Below are 21,862 nucleotides of genomic sequence, written 5' to 3' on the forward strand. Positions count from 1 at the left end.
ACCTTGAAAGCCCAACGTTTATCCTTGTTTACTACTGTTGCCTCTGTTTTGCTTTTGTTGGCTCTGTTTTCTTCGCTACCCGCTGTTCAAGCTCAAGATGTTAACTTGTCCTACAAACTGGTAAACATAGAGGATGGCACTTTTAGCTACAACCTCAACGTGGTGGTGCCCCAATCCCTCACCGAGCACTACAGTCAGAAAAATCACCTCGCCGTCTTTGATTCCTCTTTTCCCAAGTTCGTTACGCCTTCCGCGGTGGAGCCTCTTGCAGATTGCCTGCGGCAGATTTACCCTGACGATGAAGACTTCGTTAACGGTGTCCTTACGTTGGTCCATCAAATTCCCTACAAGGAAGTTAAAGAAGAATACTATCCTGTTGAAACTTTGGTCAGAGGCAGCGGCGACTGTGACTTGTTTTCGTTTCTTGCGGCGTCAATTCTGAAGGCGGGAGGTTTAGACGTTAGGCTGCTGCACTACACGGTCCAAGAGCACATGAATCTGGGGGTTCATTTGGAGCAGCCGCCAAATGATGCCCGAGGCGACTTATACTCGTTTGACAACGAAGGCAAAACCTACTATGTTGCTGAATGCACAAGTTCTAGTTGGCAAGACGGCTGGCGGGTGGGTGAATGCCCTGAGGAGCTCCAAAATGTATCTATGATTGTTATTTCCTTGGAAAATAGCGAGCCGACCTCGCCGGGGCATGTTTCAGCCAGTTTCACAAAGTTACAGTCAACCACGCTTCGTATGGGTGGGTTGCCGATTTTTGCCTCCAAAGGCACAACCGTTAAAGTCAACGGGCAAATTGTGCCCGCGTTGCCTAACCAAAACATCACTTTGTATTTGCGAACTGGCTTTTCTTGGAGAGTGCTGACCACAACCACTACCTCAGCAAATGGGCAGTTCACCTATGTTTGGGACTCTAACCTCACGGGGCTTTTTGGTTTACGGGCAAGTTGGAGTGGCGATGACCAATACGCGGGCGCTATAAGCCAAACCCAAAACACGCTAATTCTGCCCTTCTACTTCTTGGTTCTTGCCAGTGCCGCAACAGTTGCCGTGGGTGTTTGTGTTGTTGTTTTTGTGATAACCCGCAAAAGCCGACAAAAAACGAAAGTGCAACCTCCGCCGAAGGCTCCTGATTTCCACGAAGCCTAACCGACACAACAAACGTTACATCCACAAACGCACAGACTTCATGTGAGTATTGCAGAAAAGTGGCTAATCAACTGTTAGACTGAAAAGAAAATAAGATAGGCTGCTTGAGCCTAATTTGAAAGTGCCTTTTTCAGTTCTTCAGCTTTGTCGGTTTTCTCCCATGGGAACTCAATGTCGTCTCTGCCGAAGTGCCCAAACACAGCGGTTTTGCGGTAAATTGGCCTAAGCAACTGCAGGTGGTCAATGATTGCTTTGGGACGCATGTCAAAAGTTTTATGGACTGTTTCCAGAATTTTTTCGTCACTGGCTTTACCTGTGCCAAACGTGTTCACCAAGACGCTGATAGGCTGGGCAACTCCGATGGCGTAGCTGATTTGGATTTCACACTGATCCGCAAGACCTGCGGCGACAATGTTTTTGGCTATGTATCTTGCCATGTAGCATCCGCTGCGGTCAACTTTGGAGGGGTCTTTTCCGCTAAAGCATCCCCCGCCATGACTGCCAACGCCGCCATAAGTGTCAACGATGATTTTTCTGCCCGTAAGTCCCGAGTCGGCGAGGGTTCCGCCTATGACAAAGCGGCCCGTGCCGTTGATGATGATTTTCGTGTCGTCGCGGAGCAACTCTTTGGGAATAACGTATTTGATGACTTGTTCTGTTATGTCTTTTTTGAGTTCGGCGTCGCATTCTGAGCCGTTATTCTGCGCTGCGATGACCACTGCGGTTACGCATTGAGGTTTGCCGTCAAGGTAGTCAACGGTGACTTGGCTTTTGCAGTCAGGGCGCAGGCAGGGAATGATTTTTTCGTGTCTGCATTCTGCTAGTCTTTTCACCAGTTTATGAGCTAGTATGATGGGCAGGGGCATGAGTTCTTTGGTTTCGTTGGTGGCGTAGCCGAAGACCATGCCTTGGTCTCCTGCGCCTTGTTCGTGGCCTTCGGTTTCGGTGACGCCCACGGATATGTCTGGGGACTGCTCGGTGAGGGAGACCAGTACACCGCAGGTTTCCCAGTCTAAGCCGTCTTTAGCGTTGTCTAACCCGATTTCTTTGATGGTTTTGCGCACGATTTTCGGGATGTTAACGTAGCCTTTGGTGGTGATTTGGCCTGTGACGACGACGGTTCCCTGCATGACAAGGGTTTCGGCGTCAACGCGGGCTTTGGGGTCTTGAGCTAAAATTGCGTCCAAGATGCTGTCAGAGATTTGGTCAGAAACTTTGTCTGGGTGGCCTTCTCCGACTGATTCAGACGTAAAGAGATATCTACCGTCTTTTTTCATAGCAACATCCTTCAGGCTTTCGTATGATGAGAGTTTCTAATACGAAGTATTTTTCTTAAAAGCCTTTCTACCAAAACTGAACCCCAGCAAACGGGTTTTTTCTGGCTGAAAAGAAAACGCGACTTAATGCACCGTTTTTGATGATTCAGTGAGTTGAAAAACATTTGGGCTTAGAATAGCATACTGAATGCTTATCATTAGGCAATGACAATGTTTCAGATGGAGTTTACTTATATGGATGCCTCAACTGCTGCTCAAAACGCTCTTCAATGCGTGCTTCAAGCCAAACAGGGTGACCGCATAGTCATATTTTGCGACGACACCCGTGCTCCCATCGGGGAAGCCTTCGAAGCAGGCGCCCTCAACCTAAAGCTAGACACAACGCTCGTCCTGCTTGAAACCCGCCCCGACGTTTTCCGCACCGAAATTCCTCCGCAACTCCAAAAGTACCTCACCACGGAACGCGCCGACATCTACATCAACCTGTTCCGCGGCACCCACCAAGAAACCCCCTTCCGCATAAAGCTTATCCATGCCGAAACCGGCGACCACCACACCCGTTTAGGACACTGCCCCGGCGTCACGTTAGACATGCTGACCCAAGGTGCCCTCGCGTTGACAGCAGAGGAACACCAGAACATGCAGGGGTTCGCAAAGGAACTTATGGAGAAACTCACGGGCGCGGTCAAAATTGAAATCGCCACGCCCGCAGGAACCAAACTCAGCCTCAATGTCAAAGACCGCCCTTTCTACACTGACACGGCATTGGATTGGGCGCTTATGAAGTGGATGAATCTGCCCACGGGTGAAGTTATAGTGGCGCCAGTGGAGGACTCGCTGGAGGGTAAGCTGGTGTGTGATTTGGCAGTGGGCGGCATCGGACCCGTTGAGTCACCCGTAACCATTAAAGTGCACGCGGGAAAGGTGGAGGCGGTCACCTGCAAAAACCCCGATGTCCTACGCCAAGTGCAAAACGCGCTGCACATTGACGATATGGCAAAGGTGGTGGGTGAATTTGCGTTTGCCATTAACCCCAAAGCCCGTTTCGTCCAGGAGTTTCTTGAGGCGGAAAAGATGCTTGGCACGGTTCACATCGCGTTTGGCGCCAACTTGGACATGCCTGGCGGCAAAAACAACTCCGCCAACCACATGGATTTCATGATGGCTAAACCCACCGTGAAAGTCACCCTGCAAGATGGCTCTGTGGTTCCTGTGCTTGTGGATGGCGTGTTTCAATCCGCCGCGCCAGTACCGGAGGAGCCGTTGCCCATCAGTTCCTTCTACAAAGTCCTCGACTACGTCACTATATACAAGACGGATGTGTGGTGGGAAGCGGTTGTCGTGTTTGAGGCATACGGCAGACGCCAAGTCGGCATGTACCTGTGGCAAAAACGTGGCGACACTTGGAAACGTAAAAACAAGTTTGGCATCCGCAACCTTGACGAATGGGGCAAAATCAAAAACGCCGTCGAGCAACTCTTCCAAAAAATATCCGTCACATAATCCCTTTATTCAGGTTTCGTTCCTGTTATTTATGGAGTTGTGGGTGGTAAATTATAATAGTTAATTGGTTGAATAGAGAGTAAGGCGGATTAAGATATGGCGATGGTAACCTTAGAGTTTAAGAAATATGTCGAAAGTTTAGCCAGCGAGAAAGCTCCTGGACCCTCAACCACGTTTAGCATGTTCCACATCTACTACGCCCTTGAGCTTATGTCACAAAAACCCATCGGACGCAACCGCCTCGCCCAAAAACTCAGCGTCGGCGAAGGCGCCATACGAACCATCGTAAACCGCCTCAAAGACGAACAACTCATAGTCACCGCCAAAGAAGGCTGTCGCCTTACCCCAAAAGGCGTCGAAGTGTGGCAGAAATTTGAAGAACTCTTTCCACAACGCACCGAAGTCGAACAGACAGAGCTTACACGTTCACCGTTTAACTACGCGATTTTGGTGAAAAACAGCGGGCACAAAATTGGGTCAGGCATCGAGCAGCGTGACGCCGCCATCATGGGCGGAGCCAAACGCGCCTTAGCCATCGTCTCCAAAGAGGGGCACCTGATTATTGACTCGGTTAGCGGCAGCGTCGAAAAAGAGTTTCCCGAAGCCTCCGCCAAAATTCTGCACAACCTAACACCCGAAGAAAACGACGTCATTATAATTGCTGGCGCTGAAAACTTGGTGAAGGCTAAACGGGGCGCGTTTGCGGCTGCTTGGGTCCTCATCGGCGAAGGCAGCGAAAAACCCCGTTAGGTTGTGTATTTTTCTCCCTGCATCAAGATGCGTTCCAGCACCGTGTTTACGGCGATTAAGCCCTCGTTAGTTTTTGAGGAGATAGGCGTCAAATGGAACTGCAAACCCAACTGCAAGATGGCGCGCATCATGTTTTGGCTAAAAACCCGTTTGCTTTCCTCCACTTTACCCAGTATGGCGTCTTCTAAGGCGTGAGGGTTGCCTGACCACTCCACAATGTTTGAGGCGTCCTTTTTCGGAAGCAAATCTGTCTTGCTAAGCAGGTGCAGTTGTGGCTGGAAGAAACGGTTGTAAACGGCAGCGGAGAGGAACATGTTGCTGACGTAGTTGAAGGGGTTGGCGCTGAAAACCGCGTCAAACAGGTAAATTAGGGCTTTTGGCTCCGTGGTTAACTCTTGCACAATGTAGGGGCCGCTGGCGCGAAACGCAAACAACTCCATCTGCCCCGGCGTGTCGACAATAACCATGTCGGCGTGGGCTTCGTCTATGTCGCGGGTGAGGTTCTCAATTTCGTCTGCGATGAGGTCAGCAGCCATGATGGCGGCGCCGTTGGGTCCCAACCCATATTTTTCCATGATGTCGGTGGCGTCCACGTAATTGCGGACATCCACATCGGGTGAGTAGGGCAGTTTCAGGGCGCCGGGGTCTAAGTTGACTGTGGCGGTGTCCTGTTTGTTCATTTTAAGCCAGTCGCTTAGGGCGGCGGTGAAGAGGCTTTTGCCGCTGCCGGCGGTTCCGATGACAAATACAACAGGCACTTAAGGCATCTCCAATTGCACGCATTACCGCTTAGCAAGGTAAGAACGTTTCTGTGATGACCCTCCCCTCTATAGGTTCTGCATAGAATTGTTATTTGGATACTAATAGGCGGCAAATAGGTCTGTAGTTTTCTCGTTTTGCCCTCGTTAAAGTTCGCCTGCGTCTTCGTTTTGGTAAATAAATTCTTGAAGCTCGGCTCTTCCGTTTTTAACAATAACTTTGTAGTCTGCTTCACACACTGGGCAGGTCACTACCTCATCGTATGTTCGGCGGTCTTCAATTTTGAATGTGTTCCCGCACTCTAAGCATTTAACTATCATGGTAGCCACCCTTTAATTACATTGTAAGGTAATTGCGGTCTCGTAGCCACGTGACCTGATTTTGTCTGTATCGCCAGAAAATGTCGCCTCGAGTGTCCGACTGAAAATCCCACGGCGAAACTAAAACAACGTCGCCGTCACGTATCCATACACGACGCTTTAGTTTACCACGAATTCGACATAGCCTTTCGTTTCCGTCTTGGCATTTCACCATGATTCGGTCCGCGCCAAGCATCTTCACCGCTATACCTAGAACATCATTTTCAGTTGGCAACACCATCTGGTTAAATTTGCTTTCATGCGTAATTTTTCGTTTTCCCATATTTAACACTCGCGGGGTTGCATTTGCAGTGCCCAATAAATCAGAATAGTGGAGAAAAAGTGAAGCACCCTGTGCTTGAGCCTGTTGTCTCTTCCTCTAAAGATTCTAATCCTGCTAACAATGTCTGCGCTGCTATATAGGTGTACTGTGAAAAATTTGCAGTTGGAATGGTTTTCCAAAACTTTTGCCGTATTGTTTTTTTTTATAATTCTTGTGAGGATTTTATGAGAATTATTTTTTAAATTTAAAAACTGGTTTTTTAGTAAATGCGTTTATACTTGCAGTGCCCCATGTGCGTATGAAGAGTTTCTCTTGTCTGGAGTTTGGCTTCAGATTGCTGATTCTTTTCAAATACGCAAAGGAAGAAAACAAATTGTGTACGATAGGAACTAAGTTGAAAACTGAAGCTGCAGGTCTTAGATTAAATCTACTTGTACTGGAAAAACCTCACAAAGAAAAGGGCACGCTTGGACTACCTTTTTGAGGTGAATAAGAATGTTTAACCGACCTTTAGTTGGCTTCAAATGCAGAATCTGTAACGCTACTTTCGCCACCCCTGAAGAATTAAGAAAGCACAGGATGGAAAAGCATAAAGGATACATGTTGATAATCAAGCGCTAATTCTGTTAACGCCTTCCCATTCTTTGCCTTAAACGCAAACAGCTTTCTTCGTAGTTTCCCTGTTGTCTTCATTATGCTGCATAACTCTGGCAACTGGTAACTGTAGCACGCTAACTGTTCCAGTTTTTCCTATAAACACTTGCCTTTCCCCTCTGAAAGTTGAAACGGACGCATTCTTAATCTGTATGACCTCACCAACAGAAACCAATTTTGCCTGCTCATTCCACAAACAAAGCTTAACTTTTCCTGTTTCATCCGCTATACATGTGCTGCTTACCATTGCGCTGTTCCCATACCGAGTATGCACAAGTGCGGGTTTCGAAATCTCAAGAACGCGTGCTTCCAAGTTCACATTTTTCATTCCATGCCGCAGGTCTTGGATAAGAGTGGCGCATCCTGACCTTCTGGTTTGTCTTGCTATCTGTCTGCGGACGCGTTCAGTGTTCAACCAACTTTCGAAGTGGAGGTTTTTCCTACGCAGAAACTCTTCAGATGCGCGGAACTGCATTACCACAGTGTCCTCTTTGGTGATTAGTAATATTGCCTCTTTTTTTACTACGCCTCGAAACTCGATTTTCAGTTTTTCGCAGGTGGCTTCGCCATTTTCTCTCGCTAACACCATGGCATCAAAAAGTTCCGCTAAGTACACGTTATATTTCACCGAAATAAACGCGAGATTCTCAGTTAATACTGGTTTTTTCTGGTTCAATATCGTCCCTCATCTTTGTCAGAAATGTCCTGAAAGCGTTTTTTCGGGGGCTTTTTCTGAAGAATTCCGACAACGATAATACAATGTGTCTTTGCCTATTTAGGTTAGCTGCCGCGAACCCTCTTCCTCTCTATTCTGGTGTCTTTGAAGAAATTATCCGGTTCAACATCATCTATGCGCTACGTGGAAAATCTGTATCTTCACGTTTTTCGGTTTTGAGTTATCCAATCTGACAAAGTCACCTTTTTTGTGTTGTAATATTTTTCCACATTCACGATGCCTCTAGCCGCAAGCCTAACCAGCACTCGATGAGTCTTCACGCGGGTTAATCCAGCTTTCCAACGGATGTCCCGCTGAAGCATGGTTCCGTCTGGAGCGGCAGCTAAAACTTCAATTATCTTGCGTTCATCTTCGTTGAGAATGCGAAGCACAGCATCAAGCCTCTGGCTGCTGTCTTGCGCGGTGGGCTCTGAAGGCTGGGCAGGCGCAACAGGTAACGATGTTTGCTCTATGGTCTTAGGTGTTTTCTGGGTTTTTATCGGCGGAAACAACACGCCATAAACGGCAACAACCGCTGCAACAGCTAACGGAACAGCGAAGACCAAAAGCCACAATGAACGGGAAACTCCCGCGTCTGTTGTCATTTGTGCTCCGTGTCCTCTCCCGCTGCCAAAGTCCTCTGTGACAAAGTAGAGCGTTAACCCAACAAAACTAACAGCTAACAGCGTAACAACCACGACCACGATAGCTCTTTGCATGGAGGAATCCCTTGAAACAATACGTAAGGTGGGCTTATAAGCTGTTTCAGTTTCTGAAACGCCTGTTACAGCCAACAACTAAACCCCTGTTCAGCCCATTGGTTTCTCGTAGAAAATGGAGGTGAAAAAGAATGAAACTGAAAATGCTTCTGTTGGCTGGCGTCATAATTGGGCTCCTCGCAGTACCCCTTGCAGCTGCGGCTCCTTCGTTTGGGCAGGGAAAGACTCAGAACGGCGACACACTTCAGCTTCAAGACAAGCAGCAGCTTCAAACGCAGGATTGCCTAAACGCTGCGGACGACTCTGTGGAGCCTCTGCAGAGCCAAGACCAAAACCAAACACAGACCCAAGACCAACAACAACTCAGAACCCGAGACTGCAACTGTACGGACGCGTGTGGCGGCGACTGTAACCAAACTCAAACCCAGCAGCAAACTCGGACCTGTCTGCAACAGCAAGCTGGAGTCCAATCATCAACGGGCTACGGTAGCGGTGAACAAACCTGTAACTGCTATGCCTACATTCATGCACACCAGAATCGACAAGGCAACAAAACCCCATAAACCATCAGCAGCCCCACTTTTTTCTTATTTTTTTGCCCCTTGAGTCAGGAGTTAACCTGACGTTTAGGTTTTGTGGATCAAATGTTCTAAACCTGTAAATCGCTCAGTGTCTTTTACTGCTTTGATTTCTTTGCCTAAACCGAACACAGACCCCGACTCTTCACATGCTACGCAGACTGTAGCAGAGACGCTTACTGAAGCACAGATGGAAATGGGGTTAACTTCCGCGCAGGCACAACAGACGCTATTGGAATACGGGTTTAACGAGGTTCCCGAAAAGCGACCTAACCCTGTTTTGCAGTTTGCCAAAAAATTCTGGGGATTAACCGCTTGGATGCTGGAACTCATTATCGTGCTGTCGTGGTTTTTGCAAAAATACGCCGACGTCTACATTGTGCTGGGGCTGCTCATATTCAACGCCATCTTGGGCTTTGAGGAAGAATACCGCGCGTCAGGCGCCGTGGACGCCCTCAAAGACAAACTCCGCGTAAACGCCCGCGTTCTGCGTGATGGCATCTGGCGTCTTCTTCCCGCACGGGAACTGGTGCCCGGTGATGTGGTGCGCATCAGGGCAGGCGACTTTGTACCCGCCGACGTGCAGTTAACAGCGGGTGCTCTCGAAGTGGATCAGTCCGCGCTCACAGGGGAATCATTGACGGTGCAGAAACAGGCTGGCGAAGTGGTTTACTCGGGTTCTATTGTTAAGCGTGGCGAATCCAGCGGTGTCGTTTCGGCGACGGGCGTCAAAACCTACTTTGGGCGCACGGCACAGCTGGTTCAACTTGCAAAACCCAAACTGCACATTGAAAAGGTCATTTCCAGCGTCATACGGTGGCTGCTGGTTATTGACTCCTCTCTTATTGGGGTGGCGTTAGTTTTCTCTTTCCTGTGGGGCTTTGGCATCTTGGAAGTACTCCCTATCGTTCTGGTGCTCCTGATGTCGGCTATCCCCGTGGCTTTGCCCGCTATGTTCACCGTAAGCATGTCTATCGGCGCGAAGGAACTTAGCAAAAAAGGGGTGCTGGTCACAAGGCTTAACGCTGTTGAAGCCGCCGCCACCATGAACGTATTGTGCGCAGACAAAACTGGAACCATAACCATGAACCGGCTATCAATCGCCAAAGTTTTCCCCGCCGACGGCTTTACGGAAAGTGATGTGGTGTTTTATGGCGCTTTGGCGTCGCAGCAAGCAAACCAAGACCCCATCGACTTGGCTTTCCTGAACATGGCTAAAGAGCAAAAGTTGCCGCTTGATTCGTTTGTGCAACGAGCATTTGTTCCGTTTGACGCCAAAACCCGCAGAACCCAAGCCACCCTACAGCGGGGCAACGAAGAGTGCACGGTGACTAAAGGCGCAGTTAACACCATAGCCGAAGCCATCGGGCTCAAGGAGCATGAGCTTTCAAGTTTAAAGAGCCAAGTCGAAGCGTACGCAGCCAAGGGTTACCGCACCTTAGCAGTCGCCAAAACCCTCAGTGAGGGGCGTTTTCAGCTTGTGGGGTTGGCAGCGCTCTATGACATGCCCCGCCCTGACTCCAACCAGCTTATCCACGAGTTGCAGGAGTTGGGGGTCTCGGTGAAGCTGCTTACGGGCGATGCGTTGCCTATCGCGCAGGAAACCGCCAAAAGCGTTGAGTTAGGTGACAAAATCCTAAGTGCCGCGGAACTTAAAGACTACATTGAAGCGGACCCCATTGAGGCGCAGTTGCAGGCGGAAAAAAGTGATGGGTTTGCGGAGGTTTTTCCTGAGGATAAGTACACGATTGTGAAGAGTTTGCAGGCGGGTAGCCGCGTGGTAGGCATGACAGGTGATGGCGTGAATGATGCGCCCGCGTTAAGGCAAGCCGAAGTGGGTATAGCGGTGAGCAACGCAACTGATGTGGCTAAGGGCGCGGCGAGCGTGGTGCTGGTTGATGAAGGCTTAACAGGCATCGTGGACTTGGTCAAAAATGGCAGAGTAATTTATGAGCGGATAACGGCGTGGATTCTGGGCAAAATCATTCGAACCCTGCAGATTGCCCTCTTTGTGGTTTTCGCTTTCATTTTCACAGGTAACTACATCGTGACGGCGTACACGGTGGTTTTGTTCTTCTTTTTGACGGATTTTGTAAAAATTTCCATATCCACCGACAACTTCCGGTGGTCTCAAAAACCCGACACCTGGGACATCAAAGGCGCCGTGACAGCCTCCATGATTCTAGGCGTCGCAGTCACATTGGAGTCCTTCATCCTCTTGTATATGGTGCTTAACTGGTTCCACATAAACCTCAACGACCCTGCGCTTTACACGTTCACTTTCGAAATTCTCTTCTACTCAGCAGCGTTCCTGATTTTCAACGTCCGCGAAAGAGAACACTTCTGGGACTCCATGCCCAGCAAAACCCTGCTCCTCTCCAGCATCATCAGCATAATAACCGCAACCGTCATAGCCACAACAGGACTGCCTGGGTTAACTCCTGTTGCTTTCTGGCAAACCATGCTGGTGTTGGCGTTCTCCGCGTTGTTTGCCCTTGTCGTAAATGACTCCGTAAAGTTTGTTATGGTGAAGAAAGCAGGCATCAAATGGTAGAAACAACAAAAGTTGAAAAATGATGAGAGAAAAAATTGGTTACTGCTTTTTGAGGTAGTTGGGGTCCTCACGCAGAACTTTAGGCACGTAGTTGCACGCGGGGTCAGATTCAAACAAGTCGCCCGTGTAATATTCGGCGCGTGTCCGACAACCCCCACAAATTTCCCGGTACTCGCAAACACCGCATTTGCCTTTGATGTTGCTCTTGTCACGCAGCTTCAAATGCAACTCGCTGTGCTGAATTTCATCCCAGACTTGGGTTAGCTTCTTTTCTTTAACGTTGCCTAACCGGTAACCTTCGTGGAAGCCGCAACTGCGGAAGTCGCCGTTTTCGGTTATGCTGACATAGTTGCCGCCGATGGTGCATCTGCCTAAGTATCCGTTTTGGTACCAGTCCCAGAAGTCCACAGGGTTTTTCTGGCGCACAATTCGCGCGTAGAAGGGTGAGTAAACGTTGATTTTGACTTTGCCCATGAGTTTTCGTTGCAGGTCATAGATTTCGTCAAAAGCTGTTTCGTACTCTTCAGGGGTTGGAGCCAAGTCGGGCATGTTGCTGCCTGCTCTGCCCACAGGGACCAAGTTGTGGTATACAACCATGCGGGCGTTGTATTCTGCGCCTAACGCTGCAGGGTGCGCCATGTCTTTGATGTTGTATTTAGTCATGGTTGTGACGACGCAGTCTAAAATGTCGTTTTCCGACAGCTTCTTCATGGCGTAAAGCGCTTTATCATAGCCGCCTTTGCGCCTGATGATGTCGTTTGACTCGCGGTTGCCGTCCACACTAACAGCTGTATGTACTTCATACTTTGCTAGTTTATCCAGACGCTCTTGGTCAAACGCAAACCCGCTTGTGATAAGACTGACTTCCATGCCATACTCTTTTTCTGCGTAGGCAATTATGTCAAAAATGTCATCACGCACAAGGGGTTCTCCTCCGCTAATTCCAAACCATGGAGAACCAAAATCGTGAATCTCATCAACCATGTGATAAGCTTCTTTGGTGCTTAATTCTTTATCTTTGGCGTATTCTTTGGTGTAACTGCAGTACATGCAGCTACCCACACAATTTCTTGTACATCGCCACGTTACCATGTACAGGGGGGCTTTAGAGTTAGCCATCAAACTCACATGATGATTAGATGAGGCTTTACGATATAAAATTTCCTATTAAAAAAGAAGCCCCTTTTACTCTCCATTTTGACCTGTTTCTGTGCTTTTTGGATAAAAAACCCGTTTCAACACAAGAAGAACTAACACCTGAAGCTGCAAAACTTAACGAACTTGCCTGTGTGTTTACGTTCTCTTCAGAAAGGCGTTTAGCATTTTTTTGTTCAAACAACCCAATAATCGGCGGATAATTGCTTTAATGCTGGTACAAGCCTTTAATGTACTAGAAAATCTTATAAACCAAATGCCATAGAGCTTTTGGTCAGATTTCCAACAAAGGAGATTAGGAAATGTCTAAACCAAAAGAATACTCTTCCATGACTAAAGACAAACTGATGACATATACCTTCGTTGCTCTACTCGTACTCACCATCGTCACCATCGCTCTGTGGTCCCCCATCACCGTGATGCACATTGACGGCTCCCAAGGCTGGAACTTAGGCTTAACCCTTGCAGCATGCGCACTGGTCGCAGTGGGTGTTGCAGTCGGAATAGACGTGCTCTTCTACAAGCTGGTCTCTGATAGTCCTCTGAACATAATGTCCGCAGCAGTCTTCGGCTTAATTGTCACACTTTCATACTCTTACGGTGTACCTTTAATGAACACCGAAGCCGTATTGCCCGTAGAAGCCCCTGGCGCGCTAATTTTTGTTGCCGCAATCGCTATGGTCGGTATGGTTGTATTCAAGAAAGTTATGTCAGGTAGGAAACTTGTAAACCCCGCAGCCGCAGCAAAATTCCTCGTTTTGCTTCCCCTCCTCAACAGCGTCTTCCTCGCAGTAGACCACATGAAAGACAGCATGCTCGGTGTACCCGCCTTGGCTGGTCCAATTGGTCCAGGCTTAACACCCATTAATGGCAACGGCTTTGCCTCGTTCTCCAGTTACCTTCAAAGTTGCTTTGGCAATCCTACCATGGGCGTGGCACCTGCTGACATAAACTGGATTATGATGGTGGAGAAATTCCACGGGTGGGCAGGTGGTGCCTCAAGCATCGCCGTTATAATCGTCGGTCTTGCTCTCTTTGTCGTTGCACGTCGCTACATAAAATGGAGAATTACCCTCACATACTTTGTCGGCATCTCATTAATGTCCGTGTTAATGTCCACTATCTACGCAGACGGAGACCTATTCACACGACTCATCTTCGAAGTCTTCATAGGCAGCTCAATCTTCATGGCGTTCTTCATGGCCACTGACCCCGCAACAACGCCCATAACGCATACTGGACAAATAATCTTCGGCGCTGGCTTAGCCGTCCTGACAATCCTCATTCAGACATACATGAACTTCTTCGGAGGCGCCCTTCTTGCGTTGCTCATAATGAACTTGGTTACGCCAAAGCTTGACGGCATCGGAAAAGGCAAAGCAACAACTGAAACCAAAGAACCCAAGCTTCCAAAACCAAAAGCCTTCCCACCAGAGAAAATCAAAGAATACCCATGTATGCGTTGCGGTGCTTGCATGAATGTATGCTGCCACAAACTGAGCCCAATTCTAATTAAGCAGGCTTTCGACAAGCAAAACTTTGACGCTTTGATAAAACTGCACCCCGACTACTGCACTGGCTGTGGACACTGCACCTTTATCTGCCCCGCAAGAATCGACTTGCGAAAGAGCGTACTCCAAGCTAAGGGCGCGCTACGCGGTTAGTAGCCGTCCCCTTTTTTCCTTTTTTGTTAAGACACCCCGTTTTTGATGTGGCTGATTTTACCCGCGCAAGCAAAATCCCTGTTCATTCCTTCATTTTTTGGTTGAATCATTGTTCCTTTAGCCTTGTTCCGCTTCAGATAGGCATTAAATTTATAAACGCGCCCAAACGTAATAGTTGAATCAAAAGAGGGAAAACATTTGGAAACAGAGAAATTTAAACTAAAAGATATCGCTTACGGTCTCGTAGTACCAGTGCTTGTCGGCTTGATTATCATCGCTTTTCCCGCAATTCTCCGCCCTGCCTTAGACTCATGGTTCCCACCACCAGACATGATGACTGGCTCTGCTGGCTCCCCATACGCTTTCCTGACGGCAATTTTCACTCACGGTTTTGCTCAGATGGTCATATTCGCAATCCCGCTTATCCTCGGCTTAGTTTGGAACAAGTGGGCAGGCGGCGCTGCAGGCTTTCTGATGGGCACACTATACTATGTTGCAAACGCTGGCTACAACATTATGGTCAGCTCAATAACAGGTATACAAGTAGTGCAAGCCTTCGGCATTGAAGCGCTTGACGCAAGCTTGTTCCCGAATTTGTTTGCGGACCCAAGCTTCATCGGAAACTACATTGTCGGCGGCATACTTGTTGGCTACATCACTGGCTCACTCAGCAACGGCTCATACAGCTTTAAACGGATGTTAGGCGCTGGTCTCACTGCTGCAATCACTGTTGGTGTGCTCCAATTCATCCTGAACATGACAGTTGCATACGGCGCATGGATGTCACAAGGCGACCCATTCCAAGCATTCTATCTAGTTATGCTACCCATGGCAATCTTAGGCGTACTTGGACCAGTCATCGCAAAAGTAATGACTTGGTACGGTCTACAACCAGTAAAGCACTACTAAACCAACCTTTCTTTTCTCTTTTTCATTTTACCACAAAAGCTCGCAGCCCTTTCTGTTTCTGACAACAACGCCAGAATTATTAAAGCTGATTAGCCGTGTAAAACAAAAAAAGGAAGAACCTGCATTTAGCAGGGAGCGGTTTTCTGCGCGAATTCCCACGCGATGTTGCCTTTCCAAACTTCACCTTGCTTGGTCAGGCGAACTTCCTTGTCGTCAATTTCAATAAGCCCCTTCGCCTTGAGATTTTCAAGCTGTGGTGCGAAGACGTCTTCGGGAAGTTTGCCAAACTTCTCCATAAACTCTGCTTTACTAACTGGTAACCTGATATAGAGGCGGCTCATTTCCCGTCGCATCATGTCTTCATCAGAGGATTCAGAGAGCTTTTGGATGGGTAGCTTGCCTGACTGCACAATTGCCATGTATTCGTGGATGTCGTCGGCGTTGCTGTAGCTGAACCGCTGCAGGTAACCCATAAAGCAGCCTGCACCCGTAGTGAGGATGCCGCCCCATGGCCAACCGTTAAGGCAGTTTTCCCGCATATGCCACTCGTTGCGGCTAAAGCGGTCATGACCCACAGCTTTGTAGCCGGCATCCGTCAGGAGCTTGTAAGCAGCAAGATACATCTCTTTCTCAAAGTCCGCGTCGGCTTGTGGTGGCACCACACCTTTCTGAATCATCTTTTCCAGCGGTGTTCCGGGGTCAACGTGTAGAGAGTAGCAGTCAATTTCCACGTCTAACTCGACGGCTTTCTTGAGGGTTTCAATCCAGCTTTCCATGGTCTGCGTCGGGAAGTTATACATAAGGTCAACGCAGACACATAACTCAAGTTTGCGGGCGTGACGGATGGCTTTCTCCACATCTTCGGCGGAGTCGGGCAGGCACATCAGTTTTCGTAGCCTGTTGTCAAAGGTTTGGGCACCCATGTCCATTTGGTAGACGCCGTACTCAGCGAGTTTGTCAATTTTTGGCAGCGCCAACGTCTTGGAGGAGCCTGTGACTTTGATAAAGTACTCCTTGTTTAATGTAAAGTTGGCTTTACAGAAGTCAATGAGGTCAATCATTTGTTCTGCCGCGAGCACGCTCGGGGTACCGCCGCCTAAAACAATCTCGTCAAACACGCTGGTTTTGACGTACTTAGTTTTAGCGTACATTGCCAGCTCTTTTTTGAGTTGTTCCATGTAGGGTTCAATTTCCACCCTGCTGGTGGCGGTGGTGGGGAAATAGCAGAAAGCACATCGGCTATCACAAATTGATATCCAAGGTTGTAGCTCCATCAGCCTGCCAGAGGTGTTTTCGGTGTTTAGGAACTCCATGAACGCCTGGTAGGTTTCAGGTTTAATTTCTGGGTAATCCCGGTATGTGTGGGGGGGCCAATTTGCTCTTTCTTCATAAACGTCTGATTTACTTTGCGATGTTGCGTTTTTCATTTTTTTGAAGCCTCAAACGCCTGAATGGAAAAAACGTTTAATAGCAGATAAAGTTTCCGTTACCCCACGCAAGGTGCTTCTGCAATGGTTTTTTGGTGCAGGGTGTTCTTCTGAATAGTCTTAAGTACCTCTTCTCCTGAAACCACATATATTTGCAGCGGTGGACCGAGTTGAAGAGCACTTCCAGATGGGCATTCAAAGTGGGCTTATTTGCGGCGCTGGCAGTCTGGTTTGGCTCCTCCGCCGTTCAGGTCGGCAGAAGCCTCATCACTGGCGTAGCTGATCCCTTCACAGATATCCCCGGTGCCGTCGGGCTAAGCTTTCGCATCGCCGCCGCTTTTGTCGCCTTAGTTGCGGTGCTGTTTTACCTGGCAAAACGCGCATTTTCAGATGTTGAATTGATTACCACTTTTCGCTGGCTGGTTCTGCTTGAAGCAGCCTACTTTGTGCTGTTTTTGCCCTCCGCCGTTTGGGGCTTCCAATACAGCAGCGTCTTGTACTCCCGCGAATTCTTCATCATAGAAGCAGGTTTACCCTGCCTTGTTGAAGCCCTCATAATGCCTACCGTGCTGCTGATGTTCTTCTTTAAACTAAAACCCAACACGCCTGCCGCCCCCGTCATCAAATGGGGTCTGATAACCGCGTCTGCCTACCTTTTTGTCATCTGGTTTAATTACACGGCGCAGTGGTGGAGCGACATTTACCTTCATGGGCTGGGCTTCTTGGAGTCCAACCTGTACCTTTTCGAGTTTGCCTTAACCGTCGGCGGGCTGCTGCTTTTGGCAATCTACACGGTGGTTTACACAAAAAACTCAGTTGGGGCGCAAACTTTGGCGGGGCTGGATTTGCGGCGGGCAGGTGCCATCTTGACAGCGTTGGGCTTGTACTTTGATGTTTTAGTGGTTTTGTGGGTTCTGTTTGGCGACGCCAGTTTTGGCAGGTTAACCGTGTGGCCTGCGTTTTCGGTGCTTCACAACGTTGATGTCTGGATGGCGGCGTTGCCGCTGGTCGGGTTACCGCTTATGTTTTCAAAGAAAAGAAAAACTGCCCAAGAAAAATGATGAAGGTTACTGCGTTTTTTTGCGCAGTACTTCGGGTATGTAGGGGCAGGCGGGGTCGGATTCGTACATGTCGCCCGTGTAGGCGTAGGCGCGGTTTCGGCATCCGCCGCATATGTCGCGGTACTCGCAGACTCCGCATTTGCCCTTGAGGACGTTGCGGTCTTGGAAGCTCGTGTAGAAGGGTGACGCTTTGATTTCGTCCCACGCCGTCTGCAGGCTCTTGTTCCGGATGTTGCCCAGCTTCATGGGTTCATCGGGAGTCAAGTCAGTGTAGAAGCAGGGAATCAGGTCGCCGTTCTCGGTGACGCTCACGTAGCCGCCAAACGCGAAGTAGGTGCATTTGCCGTGGAATTTGTGTTCGTACCATTCATCAAAGTTGGGGATGTTACGTTGCTTGACGACGCGTGCAAAGTGGGGGCAGTGGACGTGGATTTCGAATTTGCCCTCGTACTTTTGGGTTAGGTCCCAGATGTGGTTAAGCGTCCACTCGTACTGCTCAGGCGAGGGGGCAAGCTCCATAGTAACTTTGGCTCTGCCGCTGGGCACCAAGTGGTTATACCAGACAAAGTTGGCGTGGTATTTGTCGGCGAGTTCGGCGACGTGGTCAAGGTGCTGGTAGTTAATGGTGGTGATGGCGCAGGCTAAGCCGTTAAGGATTTTGCCTTTGGATAGCTTCTCGATGGCGGCTAAGGCTTTTTTGTAGCTGCCTATGCCTCGGAGTTGGTCGTTGATTTCTTCTGGTCCGTCGATGCTTACTGACGTCCAGACCTGGTTTTTGACGAGGTTGTCGTATATGCTGCCGTCGACGAAGACGCCATTGGTAAGCAGGCAGACATTGAGGCCTTTGCTTTTGGCGTAGGTTACGATTTCAAAGATGTCGGGTCGAGTGAGGGGTTCGCCGCCTTTGATGCCGAACCACCGCACACCAAACTTGGTGACCTCGTCAACGAGGTGAAAGGCTTCTTTGGTTGTGAGTTCGTTGGGGGCTTTGGCGCCTGTGGCGTCGACGTTGCAGTATTTGCATCGGGCGTTGCAGGCTCCTGTAGCACGCCAAGAAGTCATAAGTAATGGACCTTTATGTACCATGAACAGAATTCCTCTTACATATGTCCTGAATGTGTTTCTAGTTTAGAGTTGTCAACCTAAAAAAGATTATGCGCTTCACGCTTAGCTGGAGGCTGCTTTGTTTTTTTACGGTTGACGGTTTTGGACGCATTTTCTCCGTGTAGCAATTGCTGTAGCCAAACCTGTTGCCGTAATCAAAGCCAAAACGGTGGCAGGCGAAAACTCTGGTACAGTCGGCGACGGCGTAGCGTTCTCAGTTGTTGATGTTGCTGGCGCTGACTCAGAAGACTGGATGTCGTCAGCAGGGGTGTATTGTGCAGTTACTGAGAACATGCTGTAATCCATGTAAACTCCACCAATCGCGTACAGTTTATCGTTTAAGCCCACAACTTCGGCGCCCCCAAAGTCACCTAAGCTGTTGTTTAGGGGAATTGGGGTTCCATTGGTCCACCGTTGGCTTGAGGGGTCGTAGATTTGGTTAAGGTTGCCGCTTATCACATAAATTTTCTTGGTCGCAGAGTTGTCTGTTGTGGTGGCGGCGCTTGCAAAGCTTACGTTGGCGTTGGGGATGGAGGGACCAATTTTCCAGGTGTCAGTTTCGATGTCATAAATCTGGTTTAATGCAGATTGCACCTGTGTTCCGTTTGGGCTACTTGTTACGCCTCCAATCACGTAGATTTTGCCGTCCACCACGGCTGAAGCATAATCGCTCACGGGAACCAGCATCGGCGCTTTCTGGGTCCACCTGTCCGTAGTGGGGTCATAAGCTTCATTTGCCTTGGTTAAGCCTGCGCTGTTTCTGCCACCTATCACATAGATTATTCCATCCACTACGTTTGCCATCGCGCCTGTCCGCGCCGTTGGCATGGATGTTCTGTTCTGGTTCCAAGTGTCCATCAAGGGATTGTACGTCCAAACTTGACGGGTCACTTTTCCCGTTGACTCTGGCCCTGAGCAGCCACCTATAACGTAGATTTCGTTCTCGTAAACTGCTGTTCCGAAATATGCCAACGTGTCGGGCATCGGTTTTTTCTCAAACCACTTATCAAGCGATGGATAATACTGCAGCACGTTTACGGTTGCGGTCTCGACGACGCGGTAACCTCCAAAAACATAAATTTTCCCATTAACTGCCGTGACTCCTTGTCCGTATCTCGTGAGGGGTGACGCTTTAGGTTCCCACGCTCCTTCGGAAGTGAACGTTGGAGTAACGGATGTGTTGTCGTACTCGGCAACCAACGTGTAATTTTGTACGTTTGTGGCGGTTATTTTTATTTCTACGTTACCCTGCACTTGCTCTCTGCCATTATGTTCCAATCCCACGCCCCACGTCATGTTCGCTATACCGTCACTGTCTGACTTTGACCCGCCTGATTGTGAACCAAAATAAATCATCAACTCCGCGGCTCCTGTGGAGACATAGTTGCCGCTGACTCGCCAATGCGCCTGAGTAGGCATAAACAAGTCTACAGTTTGGCTTTGATTGCCTGTTATTGTCTGGATATAAACCCACTGCGGCTCAGCTTGACCAGTAGGAAGAGACGGCGGATACCAGTATGGGTTTGCGGTTGTTATGGAACTTGCTGACGCAGCAAGAAGTACAGCCAAAGAAATCAAGGCAAACGCTGCCCTTTTGTTTTTCAATGTTGCCCCCTCCTTAGAGCAAACGCTGCACTTCCTACTGCGGCTGCCACAATCAACACGGCGAGAGGGCTGAATTCAGGAACTGTCGGAGATGGTGATGCCGCTAAACTCGGGTTTGGTGATGCTAAAACTGAAGCCTCGCTTGGCTTTGACGTCGACACGAGTGGACTTGAACCCGTTCCACTATAACCTATGGGTGTGTATTGGTCATTTACGGAGTAGTACGTTCCGTTTTCGCCTTTGAAGACGCCCCCTACAGCGTACAACTGGTCATCTACGCATGTGACGACTACGTCGGCAAAGTTCTCCATGCGGTTAGTCCTCTGCATGGGCGTAGCCAGCGTCCAGTTGTCCTCTGCGGGGTCGTAGACTTGGTTGAATCCTTTGCCCACAACGTAGATTCTTTTGGGCACCATAACACTCGACGTAGCTGCGGCGCTTAACCCGCTCACCGCGTTCGGAATCGGCGCTCCTAACTGCCAAGTGTCGGTTTTGGCGTCGTAGATTTGAGTCACGTTAACAAGGCTCAGTTTGGTGCTGTTGGCTGCCCGCGTTAATCCGCCAATTATGTATATCTTGCCGTCAACTACTGCCGAAGCGTAATCTGTAACAGGGGTCGGCATTGGCGCCTTTGTGATCCATGTGTCTGTGGCTACATCATATACCTGCGTTGTGTTGGTGACTTCGTATGTTAAGCCGTTGTTTATTCTGATTGCCTCGTTTGATGTGCCGCCCATGAGGTAGATTTTTCCGTCCACGGCATTTGCGTCCATCCCATATCTCTCTGTGGGCATGGGCGTCTTGCTTGTGTTCCACGTGTCGACTGTGGGGTTGTAGACCCAAACCGAGTTTGTACCACTTCCTGACAAAAACCATGACCCCCCAAAAACGTAAATTTCCCCCTCGTTAACGGCTACGCCTGTGCCTCCTCTCATGCTGGGCATTGCTTTTCTGGTGACCCAAATATCCGCGAGGGGGTCGTATTCTTGATTGAAGTCGCATGGAACGCCGCCTTGAATAAACAGGCAACCGCCTAAAGCGTAAATTTTGCCGTTAGCTACTGCGAGACTTACCGCGTATCTTGATGCTTGATAGGCTGCTTTTGTCTTCCATGAATCCTCCGAAGCCGTGGTTGTGTTTGTGGTTTCAGGTGTCAGGTCTAAGGTGAAGTAGACGGTTGAGTTGTTTCCTGTCCAAAACATCGTGCGGTTTCCCGGCAGCACAACGCCCAAAGAGTAGACGGTTAGGCTGTGGTTGCCTTGGGTGAAGTTTAGGGTTTCGGAGTAGCTGTAGTGGTCTACGCCTGGTGGTGGATAATGTGTGCAGTAATAGATACTTTTGGGAAGATAGCCGTCGATGGCGTAGCTGATGCTTGCCACCCCCGCATCAACGGGCAATGGCTGCTGGGGTTTACTGGTGTTGAAGCTAAACGGGATGCTGGCGGAGTGGTAGATTGTGTTGTTTTGGGGGCTCAGAAGCTCGATGCTGGGTGGAACCGTGTCGGGAATAGGTTCTACTTCGCTGAAGATGACCCATGGGTTAGCAGATGTCAATGGTGCAGCCAAGAGGGTAAAGGTTAGGGAAAAGGCTGCCAAAAAGCAAACTGCGCCCCAGTTTTTCCTGAGCAT

General features: G+C 49.1%; 19 protein-coding genes. 8 read left to right on the forward strand and 11 right to left on the reverse strand.

From position 1 onward, the window contains the following. Positions 1 to 3: 3 nt before the first annotated feature. Entirely contained in the window at positions 4 to 1,158 is a 1,155-nt protein-coding gene (locus tag ACBZ72_01475; protein ID XES77560.1) for a hypothetical protein, read from the forward strand. Positions 1,159 to 1,268: 110 nt separating this feature from the next. Here the strand turns inward: ACBZ72_01475 and metK are convergent, their stop codons facing one another. Continuing rightward, on the reverse strand, positions 1,269 to 2,435 hold the full coding sequence (gene metK / locus ACBZ72_01480) for a methionine adenosyltransferase (GenBank protein XES77561.1): 1,167 nt from the start codon (positions 2,433 to 2,435) through the stop codon (positions 1,269 to 1,271). Between the two features lie 219 nt (positions 2,436 to 2,654). Here metK and ACBZ72_01485 point away from each other — a divergent pair, with 219 nt between their 5' ends. Together ACBZ72_01485 and ACBZ72_01490 are read left to right on the forward strand one after the other, a co-directional pair. Then, the gene (locus ACBZ72_01485) at positions 2,655 to 3,938 is read left to right on the forward strand and encodes an aminopeptidase (protein ID XES77562.1); all 1,284 of its coding nucleotides are present in this window, start codon (positions 2,655 to 2,657) and stop codon (positions 3,936 to 3,938) included. Between the two features lie 96 nt (positions 3,939 to 4,034). Continuing rightward, on the forward strand, positions 4,035 to 4,688 hold the full coding sequence (locus tag ACBZ72_01490) for a DUF4443 domain-containing protein (protein ID XES77563.1): 654 nt from the start codon (positions 4,035 to 4,037) through the stop codon (positions 4,686 to 4,688). On the opposite strand, the gene ACBZ72_01495 is transcribed toward ACBZ72_01490, so the two are convergent. The 5 genes from ACBZ72_01495 to ACBZ72_01515 form a co-directional block, all read right to left on the reverse strand. Next, the gene (locus tag ACBZ72_01495; protein ID XES77564.1) at positions 4,685 to 5,446 is read right to left on the reverse strand and encodes an ATP/GTP-binding protein; all 762 of its coding nucleotides are present in this window, start codon (positions 5,444 to 5,446) and stop codon (positions 4,685 to 4,687) included. The two genes, ACBZ72_01490 and ACBZ72_01495, sit on opposite strands and share 4 nt — an antisense overlap. A gap of 147 nt (positions 5,447 to 5,593) precedes the next feature. Further along, positions 5,594 to 5,767: a hypothetical protein gene (locus ACBZ72_01500; GenBank protein ID XES77565.1), complete on the reverse strand. Its 174-nt coding sequence runs from the start codon at positions 5,765 to 5,767 to the stop codon at positions 5,594 to 5,596. 16 nt (positions 5,768 to 5,783) lie between these two features. After that, positions 5,784 to 6,089: a translation initiation factor eIF-1A gene (gene eif1A, locus ACBZ72_01505; protein ID XES77566.1), complete on the reverse strand. Its 306-nt coding sequence runs from the start codon at positions 6,087 to 6,089 to the stop codon at positions 5,784 to 5,786. A gap of 649 nt (positions 6,090 to 6,738) precedes the next feature. Then, the gene (locus tag ACBZ72_01510; protein ID XES77567.1) at positions 6,739 to 7,419 is read right to left on the reverse strand and encodes a hypothetical protein; all 681 of its coding nucleotides are present in this window, start codon (positions 7,417 to 7,419) and stop codon (positions 6,739 to 6,741) included. A gap of 200 nt (positions 7,420 to 7,619) precedes the next feature. Beyond that, positions 7,620 to 8,177: a helix-turn-helix transcriptional regulator gene (locus ACBZ72_01515; GenBank protein XES77568.1), complete on the reverse strand. Its 558-nt coding sequence runs from the start codon at positions 8,175 to 8,177 to the stop codon at positions 7,620 to 7,622. A gap of 131 nt (positions 8,178 to 8,308) precedes the next feature. Here ACBZ72_01515 and ACBZ72_01520 point away from each other — a divergent pair, with 131 nt between their 5' ends. Next, the gene (locus ACBZ72_01520; protein ID XES77569.1) at positions 8,309 to 8,740 is read left to right on the forward strand and encodes a hypothetical protein; all 432 of its coding nucleotides are present in this window, start codon (positions 8,309 to 8,311) and stop codon (positions 8,738 to 8,740) included. A gap of 130 nt (positions 8,741 to 8,870) precedes the next feature. Next, on the forward strand, positions 8,871 to 11,309 hold the full coding sequence (locus tag ACBZ72_01525) for a plasma-membrane proton-efflux P-type ATPase (GenBank protein XES77570.1): 2,439 nt from the start codon (positions 8,871 to 8,873) through the stop codon (positions 11,307 to 11,309). Positions 11,310 to 11,348: 39 nt separating this feature from the next. On the opposite strand, the gene ACBZ72_01530 is transcribed toward ACBZ72_01525, so the two are convergent. Next, positions 11,349 to 12,428: a radical SAM protein gene (locus ACBZ72_01530; GenBank protein ID XES77571.1), complete on the reverse strand. Its 1,080-nt coding sequence runs from the start codon at positions 12,426 to 12,428 to the stop codon at positions 11,349 to 11,351. 338 nt (positions 12,429 to 12,766) lie between these two features. On the opposite strand from ACBZ72_01530, the gene ACBZ72_01535 reads away from it, so the two are divergent. Then, complete coding sequence (locus ACBZ72_01535; GenBank protein ID XES77572.1) at positions 12,767 to 14,128, forward strand: RnfABCDGE type electron transport complex subunit D; 1,362 nt, start codon at positions 12,767 to 12,769, stop codon at positions 14,126 to 14,128. A gap of 198 nt (positions 14,129 to 14,326) precedes the next feature. After that, positions 14,327 to 15,037: a hypothetical protein gene (locus ACBZ72_01540; GenBank protein ID XES77573.1), complete on the forward strand. Its 711-nt coding sequence runs from the start codon at positions 14,327 to 14,329 to the stop codon at positions 15,035 to 15,037. 125 nt (positions 15,038 to 15,162) lie between these two features. Here the strand turns inward: ACBZ72_01540 and ACBZ72_01545 are convergent, their stop codons facing one another. Beyond that, a complete protein-coding gene (locus ACBZ72_01545) occupies positions 15,163 to 16,464 on the reverse strand; it encodes a coproporphyrinogen-III oxidase family protein (GenBank protein ID XES77574.1) in 1,302 nt (433 codons plus the stop codon). Positions 16,465 to 16,634: 170 nt separating this feature from the next. On the opposite strand from ACBZ72_01545, the gene ACBZ72_01550 reads away from it, so the two are divergent. Next, positions 16,635 to 17,525, forward strand: coding sequence for a hypothetical protein (locus ACBZ72_01550; GenBank protein ID XES77575.1), 891 nt, complete (start codon positions 16,635 to 16,637; stop codon positions 17,523 to 17,525). 6 nt (positions 17,526 to 17,531) lie between these two features. Here the strand turns inward: ACBZ72_01550 and ACBZ72_01555 are convergent, their stop codons facing one another. From ACBZ72_01555 to ACBZ72_01565, 3 genes are all read right to left on the reverse strand, one after another. Further along, positions 17,532 to 18,611, reverse strand: coding sequence for a radical SAM protein (locus ACBZ72_01555; GenBank protein XES77576.1), 1,080 nt, complete (start codon positions 18,609 to 18,611; stop codon positions 17,532 to 17,534). Positions 18,612 to 18,716: 105 nt separating this feature from the next. Continuing rightward, entirely contained in the window at positions 18,717 to 20,234 is a 1,518-nt protein-coding gene (locus tag ACBZ72_01560; protein XES77577.1) for a Kelch repeat-containing protein, read from the reverse strand. Further along, complete coding sequence (locus ACBZ72_01565; protein XES77578.1) at positions 20,231 to 21,862, reverse strand: Kelch repeat-containing protein; 1,632 nt, start codon at positions 21,860 to 21,862, stop codon at positions 20,231 to 20,233. The genes ACBZ72_01560 and ACBZ72_01565 overlap by 4 nt, the downstream gene beginning before the upstream one ends.

The organism is Candidatus Bathyarchaeia archaeon (assembly GCA_041447175.1).
GTDB lineage: Archaea > Thermoproteota > Bathyarchaeia > Bathyarchaeales > Bathycorpusculaceae > JADGNF01.